Source organism: Photobacterium sp. 53610 (assembly GCF_036409375.1).
GTDB lineage: Bacteria > Pseudomonadota > Gammaproteobacteria > Enterobacterales > Vibrionaceae > Photobacterium.
The window spans coordinates 1,192,512-1,213,859 of the sequence record NZ_JAXOFS010000001.1; the positions used below are offsets into that span (position 1 = coordinate 1,192,512).

18 protein-coding genes are annotated in these 21,348 nt (G+C 51.3%); 10 read left to right on the plus strand and 8 right to left on the minus strand.

All coding sequences use genetic code 11. The annotated features are described in order from the left end of the window. Window positions 1-227: 227 nt before the first annotated feature. From xdhA to guaD, 4 genes are read left to right on the plus strand one after another with little or no spacing between them, the layout of a single operon-like run. Complete coding sequence (xdhA, locus tag SPK40_RS05465) at window positions 228-1,676, plus strand: xanthine dehydrogenase small subunit (protein WP_330959682.1); 1,449 nt, start codon at window positions 228-230, stop codon at window positions 1,674-1,676. After that, the gene (gene xdhB / locus SPK40_RS05470) at window positions 1,669-4,089 is read left to right on the plus strand and encodes a xanthine dehydrogenase molybdopterin binding subunit (protein ID WP_330959683.1); all 2,421 of its coding nucleotides are present in this window, start codon (window positions 1,669-1,671) and stop codon (window positions 4,087-4,089) included. The genes xdhA and xdhB overlap by 8 nt, the downstream gene beginning before the upstream one ends. A gap of 57 nt (window positions 4,090-4,146) precedes the next feature. After that, window positions 4,147-5,001, plus strand: a complete 855-nt coding sequence (xdhC, locus tag SPK40_RS05475) for a xanthine dehydrogenase accessory protein XdhC (RefSeq protein ID WP_330959861.1) — start codon at window positions 4,147-4,149, stop codon at window positions 4,999-5,001. A gap of 24 nt (window positions 5,002-5,025) precedes the next feature. Continuing rightward, on the plus strand, window positions 5,026-6,375 hold the full coding sequence (guaD, locus tag SPK40_RS05480) for a guanine deaminase (RefSeq protein ID WP_330959684.1): 1,350 nt from the start codon (window positions 5,026-5,028) through the stop codon (window positions 6,373-6,375). A 98-nt stretch (window positions 6,376-6,473) separates the two neighbouring features. Here guaD and hmpA read toward each other — a convergent pair whose 3' ends face one another. Next, window positions 6,474-7,646, minus strand: a complete 1,173-nt coding sequence (gene hmpA, locus SPK40_RS05485; RefSeq protein ID WP_330959685.1) for an NO-inducible flavohemoprotein — start codon at window positions 7,644-7,646, stop codon at window positions 6,474-6,476. 114 nt (window positions 7,647-7,760) lie between these two features. Between hmpA and nsrR the strand changes: the two genes are divergently transcribed. Further along, window positions 7,761-8,192, plus strand: a complete 432-nt coding sequence (gene nsrR, locus SPK40_RS05490; protein ID WP_330959686.1) for a nitric oxide-sensing transcriptional repressor NsrR — start codon at window positions 7,761-7,763, stop codon at window positions 8,190-8,192. Window positions 8,193-8,240: 48 nt separating this feature from the next. Here nsrR and SPK40_RS05495 read toward each other — a convergent pair whose 3' ends face one another. The 5 genes from SPK40_RS05495 to puuE all read right to left on the minus strand — a co-directional run bounded on the left by SPK40_RS05495 (window position 8,241) and on the right by puuE (window position 12,985). Continuing rightward, on the minus strand, window positions 8,241-9,338 hold the full coding sequence (locus SPK40_RS05495; RefSeq protein WP_248139766.1) for a type I restriction endonuclease: 1,098 nt from the start codon (window positions 9,336-9,338) through the stop codon (window positions 8,241-8,243). Between the two features lie 339 nt (window positions 9,339-9,677). Next, window positions 9,678-10,931 carry a urate hydroxylase PuuD gene (locus SPK40_RS05500; RefSeq protein WP_330959687.1) on the minus strand — a complete coding sequence of 418 codons (1,254 nt, stop codon included), beginning with the start codon at window positions 10,929-10,931 and terminating at the stop codon, window positions 9,678-9,680. 46 nt (window positions 10,932-10,977) lie between these two features. After that, window positions 10,978-11,523 carry an ureidoglycolate lyase gene (locus SPK40_RS05505; protein WP_248139762.1) on the minus strand — a complete coding sequence of 182 codons (546 nt, stop codon included), beginning with the start codon at window positions 11,521-11,523 and terminating at the stop codon, window positions 10,978-10,980. A 20-nt stretch (window positions 11,524-11,543) separates the two neighbouring features. Beyond that, window positions 11,544-12,059 (minus strand): 2-oxo-4-hydroxy-4-carboxy-5-ureidoimidazoline decarboxylase, encoded by a 516-nt coding sequence (uraD, locus tag SPK40_RS05510; RefSeq protein ID WP_330959862.1) that lies wholly within the window; start codon window positions 12,057-12,059, stop codon window positions 11,544-11,546. A gap of 2 nt (window positions 12,060-12,061) precedes the next feature. Beyond that, window positions 12,062-12,985 (minus strand): allantoinase PuuE, encoded by a 924-nt coding sequence (gene puuE, locus SPK40_RS05515; protein ID WP_330959688.1) that lies wholly within the window; start codon window positions 12,983-12,985, stop codon window positions 12,062-12,064. A gap of 394 nt (window positions 12,986-13,379) precedes the next feature. On the opposite strand from puuE, the gene uraH reads away from it, so the two are divergent. The 4 genes from uraH (at window position 13,380) to SPK40_RS05535 (ending at window position 18,381) form a co-directional block, all read left to right on the plus strand. Beyond that, the gene (gene uraH, locus SPK40_RS05520) at window positions 13,380-13,733 is read left to right on the plus strand and encodes a hydroxyisourate hydrolase (RefSeq protein ID WP_330959689.1); all 354 of its coding nucleotides are present in this window, start codon (window positions 13,380-13,382) and stop codon (window positions 13,731-13,733) included. Between the two features lie 276 nt (window positions 13,734-14,009). Next, complete coding sequence (locus tag SPK40_RS05525; RefSeq protein ID WP_248139756.1) at window positions 14,010-15,356, plus strand: NCS2 family permease; 1,347 nt, start codon at window positions 14,010-14,012, stop codon at window positions 15,354-15,356. A 151-nt stretch (window positions 15,357-15,507) separates the two neighbouring features. Continuing rightward, window positions 15,508-16,902, plus strand: coding sequence for a nucleobase:cation symporter-2 family protein (locus tag SPK40_RS05530; RefSeq protein WP_330959690.1), 1,395 nt, complete (start codon window positions 15,508-15,510; stop codon window positions 16,900-16,902). Window positions 16,903-17,010: 108 nt separating this feature from the next. Next, window positions 17,011-18,381 (plus strand): 8-oxoguanine deaminase, encoded by a 1,371-nt coding sequence (locus SPK40_RS05535; protein ID WP_330959691.1) that lies wholly within the window; start codon window positions 17,011-17,013, stop codon window positions 18,379-18,381. A gap of 112 nt (window positions 18,382-18,493) precedes the next feature. On the opposite strand, the gene SPK40_RS05540 is transcribed toward SPK40_RS05535, so the two are convergent. Both SPK40_RS05540 and SPK40_RS05545 read right to left on the minus strand, forming a co-directional pair. Continuing rightward, entirely contained in the window at window positions 18,494-19,105 is a 612-nt protein-coding gene (locus tag SPK40_RS05540; protein WP_248139749.1) for a TetR/AcrR family transcriptional regulator, read from the minus strand. A 252-nt stretch (window positions 19,106-19,357) separates the two neighbouring features. Further along, complete coding sequence (locus SPK40_RS05545; protein WP_330959692.1) at window positions 19,358-19,951, minus strand: TetR/AcrR family transcriptional regulator; 594 nt, start codon at window positions 19,949-19,951, stop codon at window positions 19,358-19,360. Window positions 19,952-20,087: 136 nt separating this feature from the next. On the opposite strand from SPK40_RS05545, the gene SPK40_RS05550 reads away from it, so the two are divergent. Continuing rightward, window positions 20,088-21,290 carry an MFS transporter gene (locus tag SPK40_RS05550; protein ID WP_330959693.1) on the plus strand — a complete coding sequence of 401 codons (1,203 nt, stop codon included), beginning with the start codon at window positions 20,088-20,090 and terminating at the stop codon, window positions 21,288-21,290. The last annotated feature ends 58 nt before the right edge of the window (window positions 21,291-21,348 follow it).

The following is a 21,348-nucleotide window of genomic DNA, read 5'->3' on the forward strand; positions in this document are numbered from 1 at the left end:
TCAAAACATCATGATGTAACCAGAAAGACAATATTTAGAAACAAATTTTGCACACAAGAATCAAAACAATCGTTTAAAAAACACACAATCAATTGATTTATATAGATTAAGACCTGATTTCAAGAAAAACAAAACGTCACAAGGTGTTAACATCAAAAGTTGACTAAGGAGTCAAGTATATCCAGAATTGACTTATAGGTCAGATCATGAGCCTGTGAGGAGGTCACTTGATTACGTTTTTGTTAAACCAGGACGTTCGGGAAGAAGAGCATCTCTCCCCGAACATGACGGTACTGAATTACCTGCGTACCCATGTTCAGAAAACAGGCACCAAGGAAGGTTGCGGCTCTGGAGATTGCGGCGCCTGCACCGTGGTGCTTGGCGAACTTGTTGACGGTAAGCTGCAATACCGTTCCGTCAATTCCTGCCTGACTTTTGTCTCATCTCTGCACGGTAAACAGTTAATTACCGTCGAAGATCTGCAATCCGCAGATAAGCAGCTCCACCCTGTGCAGCAGGCGATGGTGGAATATCACGGATCTCAGTGTGGTTACTGTACGCCGGGCTTTATTATGTCGATGTTTGCACTGAGCAAAAACAAACCGGCGGCCGACAAAGAAGATGTGATGGAAGCACTGGCTGGCAACCTGTGCCGCTGTACCGGCTATCGTCCGATTGTGGATGCTGCGTTGTCACTCAGCCAGGAAGCACAGCTGATGGACCAGTTCGCCGAGCTGGAAAAACAAACCATCGAGAAACTGTCAAAAATCAGCCTGTCAAATGCCACACTGAAACATGAAGGCCAGTATGGCTTTTCACCAACATCGAGCGATGAGCTGGCAAACCTGCTGCTGACGCATCCGGACGCGCGTATGGTCGCCGGAGGCACGGATCTGGCACTGGAAGTCACTCAGTTCCATCGCCCGATCAGCAAACTGATCAATGTGGGCCAGGTCAGTGACATGAAAGTGCTGGCTGAAACTGAAAGCAGCATTGAAATCGGTGCCAATCTGCCGATTTCCGACTGCTATGCCACACTGAAAAAGTACTATCCGGATTTTGGGGAACTGCTGCATCGTTTTGCTTCGTTGCAGGTCCGGAACCAAGGCACGCTGGGCGGCAATATTGCTAACGCGTCACCGATTGGTGACAGCCCGCCGCTGTTGATCGCACTGAATGCGCAAATCGTCCTTCGCCGCGGCAATGAGCGCCGCACACTGCCCCTGGAAGATTACTTCATCAGCTATAAAGTCACAGCTCAGCAGCCGTCCGAGTTTATTGAGAAGATTATCGTTCCTAAGCCAGTGATTGGCAGCGAGTTCCGTGCTTACAAACTGTCGAAACGTCTGGATGATGATATTTCAGCAGTCTGTGGTGCCTTCACGCTCTCTCTGAGTGACGACGGTAAAGTTGCGGACGCACGTATCGCCTTCGGCGGGATGGCCGCGGTGCCAAAACGTGCATCGAACGGTGAAACAGCATTAATCGGCCAGCCATGGAATCTCGACACGGTTAAAGCCGCGATGGCTGCGCTGCATCATGACTTCGAACCACTGTCAGATTTCCGGGCCAGTAAGGAATATCGTGCATTAACGGCAGCCAATATGCTGCACCGTTTCTACCTCGAACAACAGTCCAACGGCCAAATTGAAACAAGGGTAACTGCTTATGTCTAATCATCACCATAACCCATTGAGTCACGATGAAATGGTGGCGAAATTCGCGCAGGATCTCACGACAGGCGTTGGGAGAAGCGTGAAACATGACAGCGCCACCAAACAGGTCACCGGTGAAGCCGTTTACATTGATGACCGGCTGGAATTTCCGAATCAGCTGCACGTCTACGCGCGCACCAGTACTTACGCCCACGCGAAAATCACAAAACTGGATGTCAGTCCGTGTTATGCCTTTGAAGGCGTCGCCATTGCCATCACCAGTAAAGATGTTCCGGGGCAACTGGACATCGGTGCCGTTCTGCCGGGCGATCCGCTGCTGGCTGACGGTGTCGTAGAGTTCTATGGCCAGCCCGTGATTGCGGTGGCTGCAGATGACATGGAAACCGCCCGTAAAGCGGCACAAGCTGCCATCATCGAATACGAACCGCTGGAAGCTGTACTGGATGTCGAAGAAGCGCTGGCGAAAAAACACTTTGTCTCAGACAGCCACCAGCACAAACGGGGTGATTCCGAAAGTGCGCTGGCGTCAGCCAAACACATCCTGGAAGGCGACCTGCACATCGGGGGTCAGGAGCACTTCTACCTGGAAACTCAGGTCAGCTCCGTCATGCCCACGGAAGATGGCGGTATGATCGTCTATACCTCGACCCAGAACCCGACCGAAGTTCAAAAACTGGTCGCGGAAGTGCTGGGCGTGCCGATGCATAAAGTCGTGATTGACATGCGTCGCATGGGGGGCGGCTTCGGCGGGAAAGAAACACAGGCGGCAAGTCCTGCGTGTCTGGCCGCGGTGATCGCACATCTGACCGGTCGTCCAACCAAAATGCGTCTGCCACGCATGGAAGACATGACCATGACGGGGAAACGCCACCCGTTCTACAACCAGTACAAAGTCGGTTTTGACGACAACGGTCGTATTCACGGCATTGATATCAGCGTGTCAGGGAACTGCGGCTACTCCCCTGACCTGTCAAATTCGATTGTCGACCGTGCCATGTTCCACTCCGACAACGCCTACTATCTGGGCGATGCCACCGTCACCGGTCACCGCTGCAAAACCAATATTGCATCGAACACCGCGTACCGTGGCTTCGGTGGTCCTCAGGGCATGATGACCATTGAACACATCATGGATGAAATCGCCCAGTATCTGGGCAAAGATCCGCTGGATGTCCGCAAAAAAAACTACTACGGCCATGAAGACCGGAATGTCACCCACTACTATCAGACTGTGGAAGATAACTTCATCCACGAAATTACGGATCAACTGGAAGCCAGCAGTGACTATCAGGCACGCCGGAAAGCCATCGCCGAGTTCAACAAAACCAGTCCGATTCTGAAAAAAGGTCTGGCGCTGACACCGGTGAAATTCGGGATTTCGTTTACTGCGACCTTCCTGAACCAGGCCGGTGCACTGATCCACATCTACACCGACGGCAGTATTCACCTGAACCACGGTGGTACTGAAATGGGTCAGGGCCTGAATACCAAAGTGGCTCAGGTGGTTGCGGAAGTCTTTCAGGTGGATATCGACCGGATTCAGATTACGGCGACCAACACCGATAAGGTACCGAATACGTCACCAACCGCTGCATCGTCTGGTGCAGACCTGAACGGTAAAGCGGCTCAGAATGCGGCACTGACCATCAAACAGCGTTTGATCGACTTCGCATGCAGTCACTTTAAAGTCACACCGGAAGACGTGGTTTTTAAAAACGGTCTGGTCCAGATCCGAGAAGCATTGCTGAGCTTCGAGGATCTGATCCAGCAGGCTTACTTCAATCAGGTTTCTCTGTCGAGCACCGGTTTCTACCGTACGCCGAAGATTTACTACGATCACGAGAAAGCCCGCGGCCGTCCATTCTATTACTACGCATATGGCGCTGCCTGTGCCGAAGTGGTGCTGGATACGCTGACCGGTGAGTACAAAATCCTGCGTGCGGACATCCTGCACGATGTGGGTGCTTCGCTGAACCCGGCCATTGATATCGGTCAGGTTGAAGGCGGCTTCATTCAGGGTGTGGGCTGGCTGACCACAGAGGAACTGATCTGGAACGATCAGGGACGGTTGATGACCAACGGTCCGGCGAGCTACAAAATCCCGGCGATTGCGGATATGCCAATTGATTTCCGCACTCAACTGCTGGAAAACCGCAGCAATCCGGAAGATACCGTTTTCAATTCGAAAGCTGTGGGTGAACCGCCATTCATGCTGGGCATGTCTGTCTGGAGTGCCATCAAAGATGCCATCCGCTCAGTTGCTGAGCCTGGTGCCTTAGTGAAGCTGGACACCCCGGCAACACCAGAGCGCGTTCTCTGGGCCATTAATGAAGTGCAGCCATCGCAGTCTCAGCCTTTCCTGAGCCGCAGGAAACAGGAAGAAGAAACGACGGCCCCTGAACAAGCCCAGTAATCCGCAGGGAAGTAGTAAATGGCGGGTCGGGTCGGCCCGCCAGATGAGGAAAGCGCGATGTTTAAAGACAACTGGATTCATGCTCTGGCTGAACTGGATCAGCGTGGCGAGCCTTGTGTGATGGTCACAGTGCTGGCCGACCGGGGTTCCGTACCCCGTGATGCCGGCACAAAAATGCTGGTCACCCGGAATGAAATCATCGCCACCATTGGTGGTGGTCATCTGGAGCACAAAGCCATCAAGCTGGCACGGGAAATGCTTCTCACCGGAGACAGACATCCCCGGGTCGAGCATTTCAATCTGGGTGCGCGGCTGGGCCAGTGCTGCGGCGGCATGGCGACACTCAGCTTAGAGCCGATTGGTCAGCAACAGCATCATCTGGTGCTTTTTGGTGCAGGCCATGTCGCCAAAGCCTTAATCCATATTGTCAGTACATTGCCTTTCCGCGTGACCTGGATTGATCAGCGAGAGAGTGAGTTCCCTGCTGAGCTGCCACTTGGCGTGACCAAACTGGTCTCGGATGATCCGGTCGGTGAGATCCGCGATATGCCGAACAACAGCTATTACCTGGTGATGACCCACAACCATCAGCTCGATTTTGAGCTGGCGAGGGAAATCCTCAACAGAAATGATATCGCTTACTTTGGCATGATAGGGTCACTGACCAAAAGGAAGAAGTTTGATTATCGCCTGTCTCAGCGCGGTTACGACGATGAAACCATTCGTCGTATGGTCTGCCCCATTGGGATTGATGCCGTCAAAGGCAAGCACCCTGCTGAAATTGCGGTGTCGGTTGCCGGGGAGCTGATCGCCCACTATCAGGGCATGCCAATCGCCGACAAGCGAGAAGCCAGTGAGCACGACGCTGCTGCCACAGCGTCTGACGACAGTGTCGATCATCAAGTCGCCTGAAAGCGGTAAATGAAGGAAATTTAAATGACAACACAACGCACAGCTTATCGCTCAGCGATTTTACACAGCATTGCCGATCCCCATGACGTCGGGCTTGAAAACAGTTTTGAATTTTTTGAAGACGGTGTTCTGGTCGTGGAAAACGGCCATATTCTGGATATCGGCCCGGCCGAAGAAGTGCTGGCACGCCAACCGTCCACCCTGCAAGTGACGCAGTACGAACACAAACTGATCACCGCCGGTTTCATTGATACACACATTCACTACCCGCAAACCGGCATGATTGCCTCTTATGGAGAGCAGTTGCTGGACTGGCTGGAAAACTACACGTTCCCGGAAGAACTCAAGTTCAAGAATCCGGTTTATGCCCGTCAGGTTGCCAATATCTTCTTTGATGAACTGGCAAGCAACGGGACCACAACGGCGCTGGTGTTCGGCACCGTGCATAAAGAATCTGTGGATGTGTTTTTTGAAGAAGCTGAAAAACGCAAACTGCGGATGATCGCCGGTAAAGTGCTGATGGACAGAAACGCGCCGGATTACCTGACCGACACCCCGGAGTCAGGTTATCAGGATTCCAAAGCCCTGATCGAAAAATGGCACAAGAAAGATCGTCTTCTGTATGCGGTCACCCCCCGTTTTGCGCCAACCAGTACCGATGAACAGCTGGCGACCGTAGGCAAACTGCTGGAAGAATATCCGGATGTGTACATGCACACGCATCTGTCCGAGAACAAGAAAGAGATTGAATGGGTACTGGAGCTGTTCCCGGATCGTGACACCTACCTGGATGTTTACGACCATTACAAACTGCTGAAAGAACGTGCCGTTTTTGCGCACGGGATTCACCTGACCGACTGTGAATGTCAGCGTCTGGCCGAAACCGGTTCAGCCATTTCGTTCTGTCCGACATCAAACCTGTTCCTGGGCTCCGGTTTATTTAACCTGCCGAAAATGGAACAGCATGGCGTGCGTGTCGGGATGGGAACCGATGTCGGTGCCGGCACCAGTTTCTCTCTGCTTCAGACGATGAGCGAGGGCTACAAAGTGCTGCAATTACAGCAGCAGAAACTGCATCCGTTCAAATCACTGTATCTGGCAACACTGGGCGGTGCGAAAGCGCTGTATCTGGACGAAAAAATCGGCAACCTGCAACCGGGGAAAGAAGCCGATTTCGTGGTGCTGGATTTGCACGCAACCCCGTTAATGTCTTTCCGGATGCAACAGGCCAAAACCCTGGAAGAGCAACTCTTTGTCCTGATGAGTCTGGGCGATGACCGGACTGTCAGCAAAACCTTCGTCTATGGCGAGAAAGCCTATGAGTCAGAAGGGACAACCGAACCAGAAATGGTAACCAAGAAAAAAGCGAGTTAAAACTCGCGTCTCCACAATGCGTCTATCCTTGCCCGCCCTCGGTATTCACGTTTGTTATACCGCCGAGGACGGGCGTTTTTTATCAGTCGGACTTAACCTTACAGCACCTTATGCGGTCCGAAGCACTCATAATGAATCTGCGACTCAGACACGCCCTTTTCCTGAAGCTGCTTCGCAATATGCTGCATAAACGGCACCGGACCGCAGAAGTAGAACACCGTATTCTGCCAGTCAATTGTGTCTGTTAACTGGCTGAGATCCATCAGTCCTTCAAAATCTGCATCTTTCCCCTGTGGTTCGCGATACCACACGTGGCTGGTAACCTGTTCCGACTTGTCTGCGATGCTCTGAACGTGCGCACCCAACGCGTGCTGGTGATGGTTTTCCGCTGCATGTAACCAGTGCACAGGCGCCTGATGACTCTCCTGAATACTCTCCAGCATCGCCAGCATTGGCGTCAGGCCGACACCCGCCGAAATCAGTGCGACCGGCTGAGAAGCGTCAGAACGGAAGTAAAAATCACCCGACGGTGCCGCCAGCCGGACTTTATCGCCCACTTTTATGTGCTGGTGCAAATAGTTAGACACGGTGCCCTGCGCTTCCCGCTTGACGGAAATTCGATAGGTTTGCGCATTCGGGGCTGATGAGAGGCTGTACTGACGGATTTCCTGATACTCAAAGCTCTCAGGCTTTAAGTAGATGCCAATATACTGACCGGGTTGATATGCCGCGACCGGCTGGTCATCGGTCGGCATGAAGACGAAGCTGGTAATCACATCACTCTCTGATGTTTTTGCCACCAGTTCGAATTCCCGGGTACCACGCCAGCCGCCGGTTTTACCTTCACTCTCCTGGTAAATCGCTTCTTCACGGTCAATAAAGACTTTTGCCAGTACACCGTAAGCCTCCGCCCAGGCATCCAGTACAGCCTGACCCGGCGAGAACATTTCGTCAATCGTGCCCAGTAAGTGTTCACCAACAATCGCGTATTGTTCGGCTGTAATATTGAAGCTGGCATGTTTCTGCGCAATTTTTTCAACCACAGGCAGCAGTACTTCCAGATTGTCGATATTCGCGGCATAACCATAAACCGCGTTGAACAGAGCTTCGCGTTGGCGGCCGCTGTCCTGATGGGTCAGGTTAAAAATATCTTTCAGCTGAGGATGATGACGGAACATCCGCTCATAAAAATGAGCAGTGAGTTTCGGACCCGTTTCGGCCAGTAGTGGTGCGGTGGATTTCACAATATCAATGGTGTTCTGACTGAGCATAATGACTTCCTTTAAAACATGTATCTGTAATGCATGTTTTAAAGTTGTATCTGAAATATATCTTTCAGTCAATAAAGGAATTACACTGAACACTGCTCCACAAGAGGAAAATCCGTGCAACTGACTAACTTTACTGACTACGGCCTCCGTGCCTTGATCCTGCTTGGCGCCTTGCCAGACGGGGAACTCACTAGCATCCACCATGTCAGTGAAACTTTCGCCGTGTCGAAAAATCATATGGTGAAAATCATCAATAAACTGGGCCAGCTCGGTTATGTGAAAACCGTCCGCGGCAAAAATGGCGGGATCTGTCTGGCGAAACCGGCGGATCAGATTGTGATTGGGCAAGTGGTACGGGATCTGGAACCGCTGCAGGTGGTGAACTGTGCGCCGGAGTTTTGTCACATTACCCCAGCCTGCCGTCTGAAAAACTATCTGGCCAAAGCAAAAGAGGCCTTTCTGGCACAGCTCGACGAATGCACGATTGCGGATATGCTGACAGAAAACAATGAACTGCTGATATTGCTGATGAGGCCACAGGATTAAACTGCCCCATTTTCAAAACAGATGGGGCATGTGTTAATGGACACTGCGCTATGAGGCGGATGGTTCGGGTTGCATGTAACGTTCGGCCACTGAAAGCAGAAGTTCCGTATGATTGAAGAGATCATCGACACAATCTATCGGATAGCGAGTCTCTTTCTTATCCTCGCCAATCACACCCAAATACTTCTGCTTTGCATTAAAGTGTAACCGACAGAGTGGCTTACGATTATTGTCATCAAGAAGCACGCCAAAATAACTTTGTGTATCACGCGAGTGTATACGGGAGACATCCAGTTTTTGGCGAAGAATCGCTTTCACGACATTGAATCCTTCAATTTCTTCTTCTGTCGTGATAATTTTTGAATCTCCTTCTTTTTCAGCTTCATCATCATTTAATAAAGAAACTGATTCAATCTGAGACAATTTTGATTCAGAACCCATCGCAGATTGTAAACGCGCATTAATGCTGTCATTTAAAAACTGCTTCAACGCTTTTTGCGTTAATTCCATAAACTGGGCTTTTACTTTCGGTGTCTGAACCCCGTCATAAACTTTAGAAGTGAAGAATTTAACGAAATCTTCCTCCGGATGGTTAAACTGATCACCCAAAACTTTCTTAATCTGGCTTGTATATTTCAGTTCCCCTGCGGCATCCACCACAGAATCAACATCAAAAGAAGTTTTCGTGAGCTTCTTAACCTCTGGCACTAAATGCTCATCCAGATTTTCAAGATCTAAAGTCAGGAAAGGCTTTTCATCCATCTTGTTGGGTGCATCCAAATCAGTAAAAAACTGATATTTCACACCATTGGTTAAAATGGCAATTCTGGCATTTGTCACTGAAAAATAACGAAAAAGCTGCCCCGCATGTTTCGTCGATAATTCATCACCGAACTTTTTACACTCAATCAATATCTGCACCTCACCATCTTTCATCAGTGCATAATCAACTTTCTCGCCTTTTTTCGTTGCCGTATCTGCCGTAAATTCGGGAATCACTTCTTGCGGATTAAACACATCGTAGCCTAAAACTGAATGTAAAAAAGGCATGACCAGCGCTGTTTTCGTCGCCTCTTCTGTTGCAAGTGTCCCGGCAAACTGCTCAACCTTTTTCGCTAGCGTCTGCAATCTTTCGATAAAATCCATGACCAACTCCTTTTTTAATGCTTCGTTCGAAACATAGGTGCACTCATCCCAATACACATAGAAAAGAGGTTCGAATAGTGATCCTTTTATCAAAATTTCCCGGAAATCAATGCCTCTTGCTTATCCGTCAGTCAATTAAAAATAACCATCTTTCTCAGACATTTATCAGAAACAAAAAAAAGCCCCGATACAAGACGTATGGGGCTGGTCACATATTATGGATTGATATGTAAAGGAGATTATTACCTTACTTACCCGGCACTGCAGATTGGTCGACTGAAGCACCGGATATTTCAGGCCTAACGGACTATAACGCAGGGATTTTCACCCCACAGGGCGCTAGAGTTGCGCGCCCTGTTTGACCCAGGCACCGATGAGCTTACGTTCGTCATCAGTCATCTGAGTCAGGTTACCCAGCGGCATGACTTTCGTCTGAACCGCCTGAGCAACAATACGTGGTGCATTGACTTTAATTTCTTCCGGTGTATCCAGAATCACACCTGCAGGCGCGGTTTTAAACGCTGCATGAGTCGGGTGCGCAGAATGGCAGACTGCACAGCGCTCCTGAATCACATTGTTCACCTGGGCAAAAGACACACCACTGTTTTGTGGTTGTGCTGCTGCGGTTTGACCCGCTTCACCCTGCACCGCTGTAGACTCAACGTGCGCCGCAGGAGCAGATGTCTCACCCATTCTGCTGGCGTATGGAGATGTCACAAATGCCAGCGCAACCATACCCAGTGCCGCCAGCGGCAATGTCCAGGCAAACTTCTGACCACCATGACGGGTGTTGAAGTAATGGCGAACCAGAATACTGAATACCGCCAGACCTGCCAGAATCAACCAGTTATATTCAGAGCCATAGGTGCTCGGGAAATGGTTACTGATCATGATGAACAGTACAGGCAGCGTCAGGTAGTTGTTGTGACGCGAGCGCAGCAAACCTTTCGCAGGCAGCACCGGATCAGGTTCGCGGTTTTCTTCAATAGCTTTCACCAGACCGCGCTGAGCCGGCATGATGACGAAGAATACGTTCCCGACCATGATGGTCCCGATGATGGCGCCAACGTGAATATAAGCACCCCGGCCACTGAAAACCTGGCTCAGACCATACGCAGCCCCGACCAGTCCAAAGAACAGTATGATTGCCAGCAGGACCGGTGTTTTACCCAACGGTGAATCACACAGCAGGTTATAGATGATCCAGCCTGCAGCCAGTGCCCCCACGCCCAGCGCAACGGAAGCCGTTGAGCCCAGACCGGAACCCGGTGCGACCAGATAGATATCGGCATTGAGGTAATACACGACACACAGCAGCAAAATACCGGTGATCCAGGTGAAATAAGCTTCCCACTTAAACCAGTGCAGATTTTCCGGCATGCTGGGTGGCGCCAGCTTGTATTTTTCCAGATGGTAAATCCCGCCGCCATGAATGGCCCAGAGATCACCGGATAAGCCGGTTTTCGGGTTCACCCGGTTCAGGTTGTTTTCCAGCCAGATAAAGTAGAATGAGGCACCAATCCATGCGATACCTACAATCATGTGAACCCAGCGAATTACCAGATTCAGCCATTCCGTCATATGTGGATCCATAACGAACTCCTGTTATGTTATGCGTTCTTTGATTGCCTCTGGCTTATCAAAGTACGACGGTTGATGCTTCCTGCTCCAAACTGCTCAGTGATAATTCGATTCGGACATCGTCAGAGAAGTGCACTTCATCGCAGTTATTGCCGGGTCCGGCACGGTCAACCACCAGAAACTGGTCGTTTTCGTGCAGCGCCAGCACCGGGTGGTGCCAGACCCCTTTTCCATAATTCACGCCCTGACGTCCATTACTGTAAAACGCCTTAAGCTGAGCGGGGTCTGGTGTATCCCCTTTCGGGGCCACCACGATCAGGTACGGATGACCCAGTAAAGGAATGAAAGCCTGAGAACCCAGCGGGTGCCGCTCCATCATGGCGATCCGCAGCGGATAGCTCAGAGGCTGGGCTTCAAAGATACTGATGATTGCTGAACCGCCTTCAGTCGCGACATCCACATTCGCCATGGCATGGTACCGTCGGGTCGAACCATTGTTGATCATAAAGTAGTCGCTGACTTCTTTATCAATGACATCTCCGAAAGGGGCAAATGCTTCGCGCGTTAGCGGCTCAATCGTCAGTGTTCTTACTGGTGTACTCATCCTTTTTATTCCTGTCCTGGTTACATGGTCTGCAGACGGAACAAAGCGATCTTATTGATCTCTTCGAGCGCCTTATTGAACTCAGCCTCAATATCATGACCTAATCGCTCCTCAAAGGATTCAAGGATTTGATAACGATTGGCCCCTTTCACTGCCATGATGAAGGGAAATTGAAATCGTGCTTTGTAGCTGTCGTTGTAACGATTGAATTTTTCGAATTCTTCAGGTGAACACTGATCTATCCCTGCGCCTGCCTGTTCCGCGGTTGATGCCGCCGTCAGCTCGCCATTCACCGCAGCACGTCCGGCTAAATCCGGGTGCGCGTTGATCAGTGCCAGTTGTTCTGCATGACTGGCCGATAACAAAGTATCAGCCATCCGGGCATGGAGCGTGGCGATTTCATCATCTGCCTCGCTGATGCCATTGTCATAAACTTTTTCCGCCACCCATGGGCTGTGCTCATAAACATCAGCAAATTGAGCGACAAACTCATCCCTGGTCATTTGGCTCGGTTGGCAAGACGTAAAACGTGCCATCATTAAAACTCCTTCATACTTGGGTGCGGGTGATGCTCGTGCCAGTGCTTGGCAATATCAACGCGGCGGCACAGCCAGACTTTGTCATGCTGGTTCACATATTCCAGAAAACGGCGCAACGCTGCGATCCGTCCCGGACGGCCAATCAACCGGCAATGCAGACCCACAGACATCATCTTGGGTGCAGCCGCGCCCTCTTCATACAGGGTGTCAAAGGTATCTTTTAAATAGTTGAAGAACTGATCACCAGCATTGAAGCCCTGCACGGTCGCAAAGCGCATGTCATTGACATCCAGCGTGTAAGGAATAACCAGCTGAGGTTTCGGGCCTTCTTCATGCCAGTAAGGCAGATCATCATCGTAGGCGTCCGAGTCATACAGGAATCCGCCTTCTTCCGCGACCAGACGACGCGTATTCGGACCGGTACGGCCTGTGTACCAGCCATACGGACGCTCGCCTGTCAGGTTTTGGATGATCTCGATGGCTTTCATCATATGATCACGTTCTTCAGACTCATCCACGTTCTGATAGTCAATCCAACGGTATCCGTGACTGCAGATTTCATGGCCTGCCTCAACAAAAGCTTTCGCCACATCCGGGTGACGCTCCAGTGCCATCGCGACACCAAAAATGGTCAGCGGGATATCGTATTGCTTAAACAGACGCAGGATACGCCAGACACCAGCACGGCTGCCGTATTCATAAATGGATTCCATGCTGATATGACGTTGACCCGGAAAAGGCTGCGCCGCTGGGATTTCAGATAAAAATGCTTCCGACTCACTATCGCCATGAAGAATGCAACGTTCTCCACCTTCTTCATAGTTGAGAACAAAAGAGACAGCGACGCGAGCGTCATTTGGCCAACGAGGGTGCGGCGGTACTGCACCATAGCCGATCAGATTGCGTGGATACTCATTACTCACACATGACTCCTTTTGATCCTAATTGGTCAACGCTATGACCATCTGATAATCAATTTATAACAGCGATTGTATACAATATCCAGATTTTTTGTAAATAAAATGTACCTAACATTTTTTGTGAACAATCAAAAAAAGTTAAGCAGTTGTGATCCAATCATTGGTTTCTTAAATATCAATATCTTATCGAGTTCCCATAGCCAACAAGGGCTTAGCGCGCCTATCATCCGGGTTAACATTTCAGTTACACGACCCTTTACTAATCGATAAAGTTGTGTACATAGTTAAATACAATGTGGCGAACTGATATCGGATCACACAGAAAGGCATAGAATATGCTATGCAACAAAGCATCCATATTCGTACAACTAAAGGAGCGCAACGCGCGAGGTTATCCATGGGAAAACTGACTACTCACGTGCTTGATACAGCCTCAGGCTTACCCGGAGCAGAAATCAAAGTGTCTCTGTTCCGTCAGGAAGGCACAGATTTTGTTTTGGTAAAAACCACGCATACCGACTCGGATGGTCGAACCGATCAGCCTTTGCTGGAAGGCGAAGACTTCACCGCCGGCAAATATCAGCTGATTTTCGAGACGGCACACTACTTCAGACAGCAAGGTATTGAACTGGCTTCGGTCCCTTTCCTGGATGATGTTGTCATCCGTTTCGGAATTGCCGATACCAGCAGCCACTATCACGTCCCGTTACTGGTATCCCCTTACAGCTTCTCCACATATCGGGGCAGCTGATCCAAAACCGTGCAAAAGTAGCAACCAATTACTCTCGGGCCTGAGGTCAGATGCAGGTTCGGGAGTGACGCAAGAGAGTTTGAAGATTGTATACAAAAGTGCAGGCTAAGTATTAATCACTTCAGAAACCATGCAGTCTCCGGCAGCGAGCAGGCCGGAAGGATTTCAGCAAGTGATGGCCTGGAGATAGAGGGAAAGCCCTGATTCGTCTGCGAAGTTGGATACACCAATAATAGCCAGCACACAGACGTCCAGGCACAAAAAGGAAGCGTCGTCATGAACAATTCGAAAACAGAAACGCTCAGCCGTTCTGAAGCCGGTTCAGCTTCATTGTTAGAGCGTCTGTTTAAACTCAGCGCTCACGGCACCAGCGTGAGAAATGAGATCGTCGGTGGGATTACAACCTTTGCCACCATGGCTTACATCATTTTCGTTAACCCACAAATCATGTCGGCCTCAGGCATGGATGCTGAAGCTGTCTTCGTCGCCACCTGTATTGGTGCTGCCATCGGTACACTGCTGATGGGCCTGTTCGCCAACTGGCCTGTTGGTCTGGCACCGGGTATGGGTCTGAACGCTTTTTTCTCTTTCACCGTGGTGGGAGAAATGGGCTACAGCTGGCAGGTCGCCCTGGGGGCCGTGTTTATTTCCGGTGTACTCTTCGTCGCGATGAGTTTCTATAAAGTCCGCGAATGGATCATCGACAGTATTCCCGAAAGCCTTCGTTTCGCCATGACGGCCGGTGTCGGTCTGTTTCTGGGCCTGATTGGTCTGAAAACCGCAGGGATCATCGTCGACAATCCGGCCACACTGGTCAGCCTGGGAGACTTTACCCAGCCACAGGCATTACTGGCTGCGATCTGCTTTCTGATTATCGCGGTTCTGAGTGAACGCAATATCTTTGGTGCCGTGCTCATCGGGATGTTCAGTGTCACTCTGGTTGGTTTCATGCTGGGACTGGTTCAGTACAACGGTGTGATTGCTATGCCGCCAAGTCTTGCACCAACCCTGTTTGCAATGGACATCACCGGTGCCCTGAACATTTCAATGATCAGCGTGATCCTGGCCTTCCTGTTCGTCAACATGTTTGATACTGCGGGAACCCTGATGGGTGTGGCTGAACGCGCTCATCTGAGAAACAAGGAAACCGGCAGAATCGAAGGTCTGAGCAAGGCGCTGAAAGCTGACAGTATCGCCAGTGTGGCCGGTGCCTGTGTCGGTTGTCCGCCGGTCACCAGTTACGTCGAGAGTGCCGCAGGTGTTGCTGCTGGCGGCCGCACGGGCCTGTCCGCTATAGTGATCGGACTGCTGTTTGTTGCCGCAATTTTCTTCTCACCTCTGGCGGGTATGATCCCTTCTTATGCCACCGCCGGTGCGCTGATTTACGTGGCCTTTGTCATGATGGGAAGTATGCAGCATGTGAAATGGAATGACTTCACCGATGCAGCACCCGCAGCAATCACCGCACTGATGATGCCGCTGACATTTTCTATCGCAAATGGTATCGCGCTGGGCTTTATCACTTTCACTGTGCTGAAAGTTGCAACCGGCAGAACCAAAGATGTCTCCATCAGCATGTACATCCTGACTGCAATCTTTGTGGCCAAGCTGGTGTATCTCTGATTCTAAAAACATAAATAAACAATGATTTTGGTGCACACCACTTCTGTAACGCTACAGGAGCAGGTCCCTGCACCCTTTAAAAACCAAAAGACGTAAACACGACATTAACCCTACGCAGCCAATTCATCGGATGAATTGTGGAGAAATAACGATGAAACTTCTCTATACGCTCAACCAGAGACCACCACACAGCATTACCCTGCTCCTCGCGATTCAGCACATGCTTGCCTCCATCGGCGGGATTGTTGCTGTTCCCCTGATTGTCGGCAGTTCCATCGGCCTGCCCATTGATGAAATCGTTACCCTGATCAACGCAGCCTTGCTGGCATCCGGCGTTGTGACCATTGTGCAATGTCTCGGGGTCGGCCCGGTCGGCATCCGTCTCCCTGTCGTGATGGGCTCCAGCTTCGGTTTCCTGGGCGTCGCCATCAACATCGGGAATAACGGCGGCGTGGGCGCGATCATGGGTGCCGCACTGGTTGGCTCATTCGTCGTCGTCGCCGCCAGCTTCTTCATGGATAAAATTCGCAAGCTGTTCCCGAATGTGGTCAGTGGCGTCGTCGTGACCCTGATTGGCCTGACCATTCTGCCGGTTGCCATGAACTGGGTCGGTGATGCCCCAACCTCCAGCGAACAGTTCGCCACCATGCCAAAACTGTTTCTGGCCTTCATTTCATTAGCCATCGTTATTGTTGTCTCCATTTATTGCCGTGGCGCCGTCGCTGCTTCTGCCATTGTCATCGGTCTGGCAGGCGGTTATCTGGTTGCACTGTCAATGGGCATGGTTGATCTGAACCAGATTGCGCGCGCAGAGTGGATTGGCCGCCCGGCTATCATGGAATACGGCATGAGCTTCAGCCTGTCTGCGATTGTCAGTATGAGTCTGGTTTATATCGTGGTGATTGCAGAAGCGACCGGCGACTTCATGGCACTGGCGAACAACTGTAAAGTCAAACTGTCGGGTAACGACCTGAAACGCGGCCTGCTGGGCGATGGTCTGGGCAGTACACTGGCGTCATTCCTGACGGCCATGCCACTGGCATCTTTCAGCCAGAACGTCGGTATTGTCGGCATCACAGGGGTTGCCAGTCGTTATGTTGTCGCAGCGACAGGCGCTTTACTGATTCTCGGCGGTCTGTTCCCGAAACTGGCTGCTGTGGCGGTGACCATTCCTAAACCTGTCCTGGGCGGTGTTGGCTTCATCATGTTCGGCATGATTGCCTATGCCGGTATCCGTATGCTGATCAAAGCTGCAGATACCAAACGCAATGCCCTGGTGATTTGTGTCGGTCTGGCATCTGGCCTTGCTGTCACCATTGAGCCTCGTCTGATCCAGCATCTTCCGCATGATTTGCAGAGCCTGTTCCACTCCGGTATCACCACAGGCACCATCATTACCGTACTGCTGAACCAAATCCTGCCTGAATCTGCACTGAGCGATAAAATCGAGGAAGAGGCAGAAGAGGACGCCCTGGCCGATTCACATATTCAGCATGCAGAGTCCGCTGAAAAGAAGCAGGCCATAGAAACCGTCAAACAATCCTGAACAGAGAGTAAATCCCAATACTTTCATCAACCCCGGACCTGGCTGACACCAGGTCCACCCCATCAGACCTTCTCCTCGGAAACGGCAGAGAAGGCTAAGGAAATCAAAATGGAAACCATTTGGCTGAAAAACCCTTTAGCCATTTACACAGGCTCAGAGACTGAAACGGATGCCCGCGGTGGCGTGGTCATTCGGGGCAGTCAGGTTATTGAGCTGGTTCCCCTCGGTGCACAACCCAGCCAGACTCCGGATCAGGTCATTGATGCCAGCGAGCATGTGATCACACCGGGTCTGGTCAATGCGCACCATCATTTCTACCAGACCCTGACCCGGGCCTATCCGGATGCACTGAACAAAGAGCTGTTCCACTGGCTCAAAACCCTGTATCCGGTCTGGGCTGGATTAGATGAAGAAATGATGCAAGTTGCCACAGAGCTGGCACTGGTTGAGCTCATGATGTCCGGCTGCACCACTGCATCCGATCATCACTATCTGATCCCGCGCGGGCTCGAACACGCCATTGATATTCAGGTCGAAACGGCACGCACACTCGGCATCCGTTCGATTTTTACCCGCGGCTCCATGAGTCTGGGGGAAGACGAAGGCGGCCTGCCGCCGCGTCATACCATTCAGACCGAAGAGACCATTCTGGACGACAGTCTGCGTCTGATTCGTCAGTACCACCAGCGTGGTGACGGTGCCATGACGCAGATTGCGCTGGCCCCGTGTTCGCCTTTCTCGGTCACCACAGATCTGATGAAAGAGACGGCTAGGCTGGCTGAACGGGAAAATGTCATGGTGCACACCCATTTGTGTGAAACCATTGATGAAGAAAACTTCTGTCTGGAGCGTTTTGGCCTTCGCCCGGTCGATTATCTCGAAGAGACCGGCTGGCTGAATCACCGTACCTGGCTGGCGCACGGTATTCATTTCAATGAAGAAGAAATCCGTCGTCTGGGTCAGGCCAAAGTCGGGATCTGCCATTGCCCGTCGTCGAACATGATGCTGGCCTCCGGGATTTGCCGGAACAAAGAACTGGAAGCAGCCGGTGTGAAAGTCGGTCTGGGTGTCGACGGTTCAGCATCAAACGATGGCTCGAATCTGGTGAACGAAATCCGGATGGGACTTTACATTCAGCGGCTGCGCTACGGTTCAGCCGATGTCACCCATTTTGATGCGTTGCGCTGGGCAACCTCGGGCTCGGCTCGTGCGATGGGACGGGAGGATTTCGGAACTCTGGCTGTCGGCAAGCAGGCGGATATTGCGATGTTCCGTCTGGACGAGATTCGTTTCTCGGGTGCCCATGACCCGCTGGCCGCACTGATCTTATGTGGTGCGCATCAGGCCGACAGAGTCATGGTTGCAGGTCAATGGCGAGTCCATGACGGCATGGTTATTGGCCTCGATTTACCTGCACTGCTGAACCGGCATCAGGCAGCAGCCAAACGACTGGTGGCTCGATTCCAGCAACATCATTAATGAATTAATGAGCAACTGAAACACAACATTCTGTTCAGGATTGAAACCCAAGCGCTTTCGCTCTTACCTCGTTGGGCGGAAGCGCTTTTTTATTCAACCGGCTCAGCCTTCCTCAGGCGGATTTGATCTGACAGCCCTGAATCACCAACTGAGTCAGAAACGCTGCAGCGTCTGCAAAATCCTGATCGTCCAGCGCTTCCTTCTCAAGCACATTACAAATCTGCCAGCTGAAATCCGCATAGGTCTGCGTGGAAGCCCAGATGGTGAACATCAGGTGCTGTGGAGAAACCCGGGCCATCACACCCTTTTCAATCCAGCGTTCCAGTTTGGCAATAATCATTCTGGACTGTGCCAGCAGCTCATCACGGATATCCTCAGGCAAAAACGGCGCGCCCGACATCACTTCGTTGGCAAACACTTTCGATGCAAACGGATGGTCACGGGAAATCCGGAGTTTGGTATGAATGTAAGATGTCAGCGCCTGCGCCGGATCATCCAGGTCCTCGATCGGCTTCGAGGCTTCCAGTAAAGGTTGGGTCACACTTTCCAGGACCGCGCGATATAAGTTTTCTTTGGTCTTGAAGTAGTAATACACATTGGGCTTCGGTACTTCAGCCAGTTTGGCGATATCCGCAACCTTGGTTGCCGCAAAGCCCTGCTCAGCGAACAGGCGTCCGGCAAACTTGATAATAACTTCCTGATTTTTTTCTCGAATACGTGACATAACCTTGTTTCGTCCCTCCGACCGATGCACCGCCTCATACTAGTCGAACTGACCCGCGAATCAAAGTCTGCCTTTGGTATTTACCTGATTTCATCCATATTTCAGATGCAGAAAAAGACAGAATTTCCCACACCGATTAGTGACAGCGTCACAATGAGAGGTTGTCCTCAAACTGAATATTTACCTTGCATTGTTTTTCAACGAAAGCATCATCTCAACGGAAACATCATGACCCACTACCAGCCTGCAGCATCAGGGGTGAACCCGTAAGCCGGTGAGCAGCACATCCAGTGTCTCTGATGCCTCTGCCAGAGCACTGGCCGTATCTTTGCTTCTTGCGATCGATAAAGCTGCATCCGTCAGTGCGCCATTGAGCATCCGGGCAAGCATTACCGGTGAGGTTTCCGACACCATTTGTGCTTCCATCAGCTTTTTCAGTAAAGTCGCCAGTGCAGTCACACAGTTCAGCTGGACAGCCTGAATGACTTCGCTGTCGAGCACAGACGTCGCATCACGCAGGATGATCCGCTGAATGTCCGGTTCAGTGGCCATTTTCAGATAAGCCTGACAGCGACCTGTCAGTGCCGACCAGTCATCCGGCGCACTCAATGCAACGGCTCTCAGCCGCTCATCCATATCCCGATCAACCTGCTGATAGACAGCCAGAAACAGCCCTTTCTTGCTGCCAAAATGATGATAGAGCGCTCCCCGTGTCAGCCCGGCTTCCCCTGTCAGTTCATCCATCACCGTATCGGCAAATCCCGCACTGCCAAACTGCTTCCGGGCCACCTCAATCAGGCTGAGCCGGGTTTGTTCCATCATTTCGTTTCTCGATTGCCGTGCCATGGCTTACCTCAAATATCAAACTGATTGCATTTTATAATTGACATACATCATGTATGTCAATTAGATTCACATACGCCCTGTATGCGAGATGGCATATTCGTTTCAGCAATCGTAATTTCTTTCGATGGAGATCTTCATGGCGAACCCCTATCAATCATTATTCAGTACGCCCGGCACACTGGCGTTTACATTGCCCGGGCTGATCGCCCGGATGCCGACCTCTATGGCCGGGATTGGCATCATCACGATGCTGTCTCAACTTTCCGGTTCTTACTGGCTGGCGGGTGCGGTTGCTGCCACATTTACTCTCACAATGGCCATTGTCGCGCCTCAGATCTCCCGGGCCGTAGACCGATACGGACAACGTAAAATACTGCCCTATGCGGCAGGACTGAGTGTGATCGCCATGATCCTGCTGCTTGTCTGCATTCGGTATGAGGGACCAATCTGGAGCTATTTCCTGTTTTCGGCACTGGCGGGATTTATGCCCAGCATGCCTGCCATGATTCGTGCACGCTGGACGGCAATTTACAAAGGGGACGAAAGACTTCATACGGCGTACTCATTTGAATCTGTCATGGATGAAGTCTGTTTTATCATCGGCCCGCCTCTCGCCGTCGGACTGTGCGTTTCCGTGGCTCCCGAAGCCGGACCGTTCACTGCCGCAGTATTGTTGGGGATCGGAGTGACACTCTTCGTACGACAAACCCAGACAGAACCGCCCGTTCAGGTCATGACAGATGACCGCCGTGATTCCGCGCTGAAACCGCTCCCCATGAAAATGCTGATGCTGACACTGCTGGCCCTGGGAACCATTGTCGGTACGGTTGACGTCATCAGTGTGGCATTTGCCGAACAACAGGGTGAACCTGTCGCCGCCAGCTACGTCCTGTCAGCCTATGCTGCTGGTTCGTGCCTTTCCGGTCTGCTCTTTGGCACCCTGAAACTCCAGATCGAATTAAGGAAGCAACTGCTGCTTGCCGCTCTGGCCACTGCACTGACGACCCTTCCGCTGATGCTGGTGACCGGCACCACCACCCTAGCGATGTCTGTCTTTATTGCTGGTGTTTTCTTTGCGCCTACCATGATCATCACCATGGGGCTCGTGGAGAGAATTGTCCCTGAAAATCAGCTGACAGAAGGATTTACCTGGATGATTACCGGACTGGGAATTGGCATTGCTGCCGGCGCTGCCGTGGTTGGCTGGATGATCGATGCATACGGCATTCATGCCGGATTTGCAGTCACCATCAGTGCCGGACTGGCCGTCTTTCTGATTGCCCTGTTGTGTTCCCGCTTCCTTCGCCCTGAAGTCAAATCACAGTCCGTTACGGCATAATTTCCTGAGGCTCTCTGGCAGAGAGCCTCTGTCTGTTCATGCCCGGTCTATGTTCAGT

Coding starts and splice junctions, on each gene's coding strand:
- xdhB (WP_330959683.1), top strand. CDS start 1,669: ATGTCTAATCATCACCATAACCCATTGAGTCACGATGAAATGGTGGCG.
- xdhC (WP_330959861.1), top strand. CDS start 4,147: ATGTTTAAAGACAACTGGATTCATGCTCTGGCTGAACTGGATCAGCGT.
- guaD (WP_330959684.1), top strand. CDS start 5,026: ATGACAACACAACGCACAGCTTATCGCTCAGCGATTTTACACAGCATT.
- hmpA (WP_330959685.1), bottom strand. CDS start 7,646: ATGCTCAGTCAGAACACCATTGATATTGTGAAATCCACCGCACCACTA.
- SPK40_RS05495 (WP_248139766.1), bottom strand. CDS start 9,338: ATGGATTTTATCGAAAGATTGCAGACGCTAGCGAAAAAGGTTGAGCAG.
- SPK40_RS05500 (WP_330959687.1), bottom strand. CDS start 10,931: ATGGATCCACATATGACGGAATGGCTGAATCTGGTAATTCGCTGGGTT.
- SPK40_RS05505 (WP_248139762.1), bottom strand. CDS start 11,523: ATGAGTACACCAGTAAGAACACTGACGATTGAGCCGCTAACGCGCGAA.
- uraD (WP_330959862.1), bottom strand. CDS start 12,059: ATGGCACGTTTTACGTCTTGCCAACCGAGCCAAATGACCAGGGATGAG.
- uraH (WP_330959689.1), top strand. CDS start 13,380: ATGGGAAAACTGACTACTCACGTGCTTGATACAGCCTCAGGCTTACCC.
- SPK40_RS05525 (WP_248139756.1), top strand. CDS start 14,010: ATGAACAATTCGAAAACAGAAACGCTCAGCCGTTCTGAAGCCGGTTCA.
- SPK40_RS05530 (WP_330959690.1), top strand. CDS start 15,508: ATGAAACTTCTCTATACGCTCAACCAGAGACCACCACACAGCATTACC.
- SPK40_RS05535 (WP_330959691.1), top strand. CDS start 17,011: ATGGAAACCATTTGGCTGAAAAACCCTTTAGCCATTTACACAGGCTCA.
- SPK40_RS05540 (WP_248139749.1), bottom strand. CDS start 19,105: ATGTCACGTATTCGAGAAAAAAATCAGGAAGTTATTATCAAGTTTGCC.
- SPK40_RS05545 (WP_330959692.1), bottom strand. CDS start 19,951: ATGGCACGGCAATCGAGAAACGAAATGATGGAACAAACCCGGCTCAGC.
- SPK40_RS05550 (WP_330959693.1), top strand. CDS start 20,088: ATGGCGAACCCCTATCAATCATTATTCAGTACGCCCGGCACACTGGCG.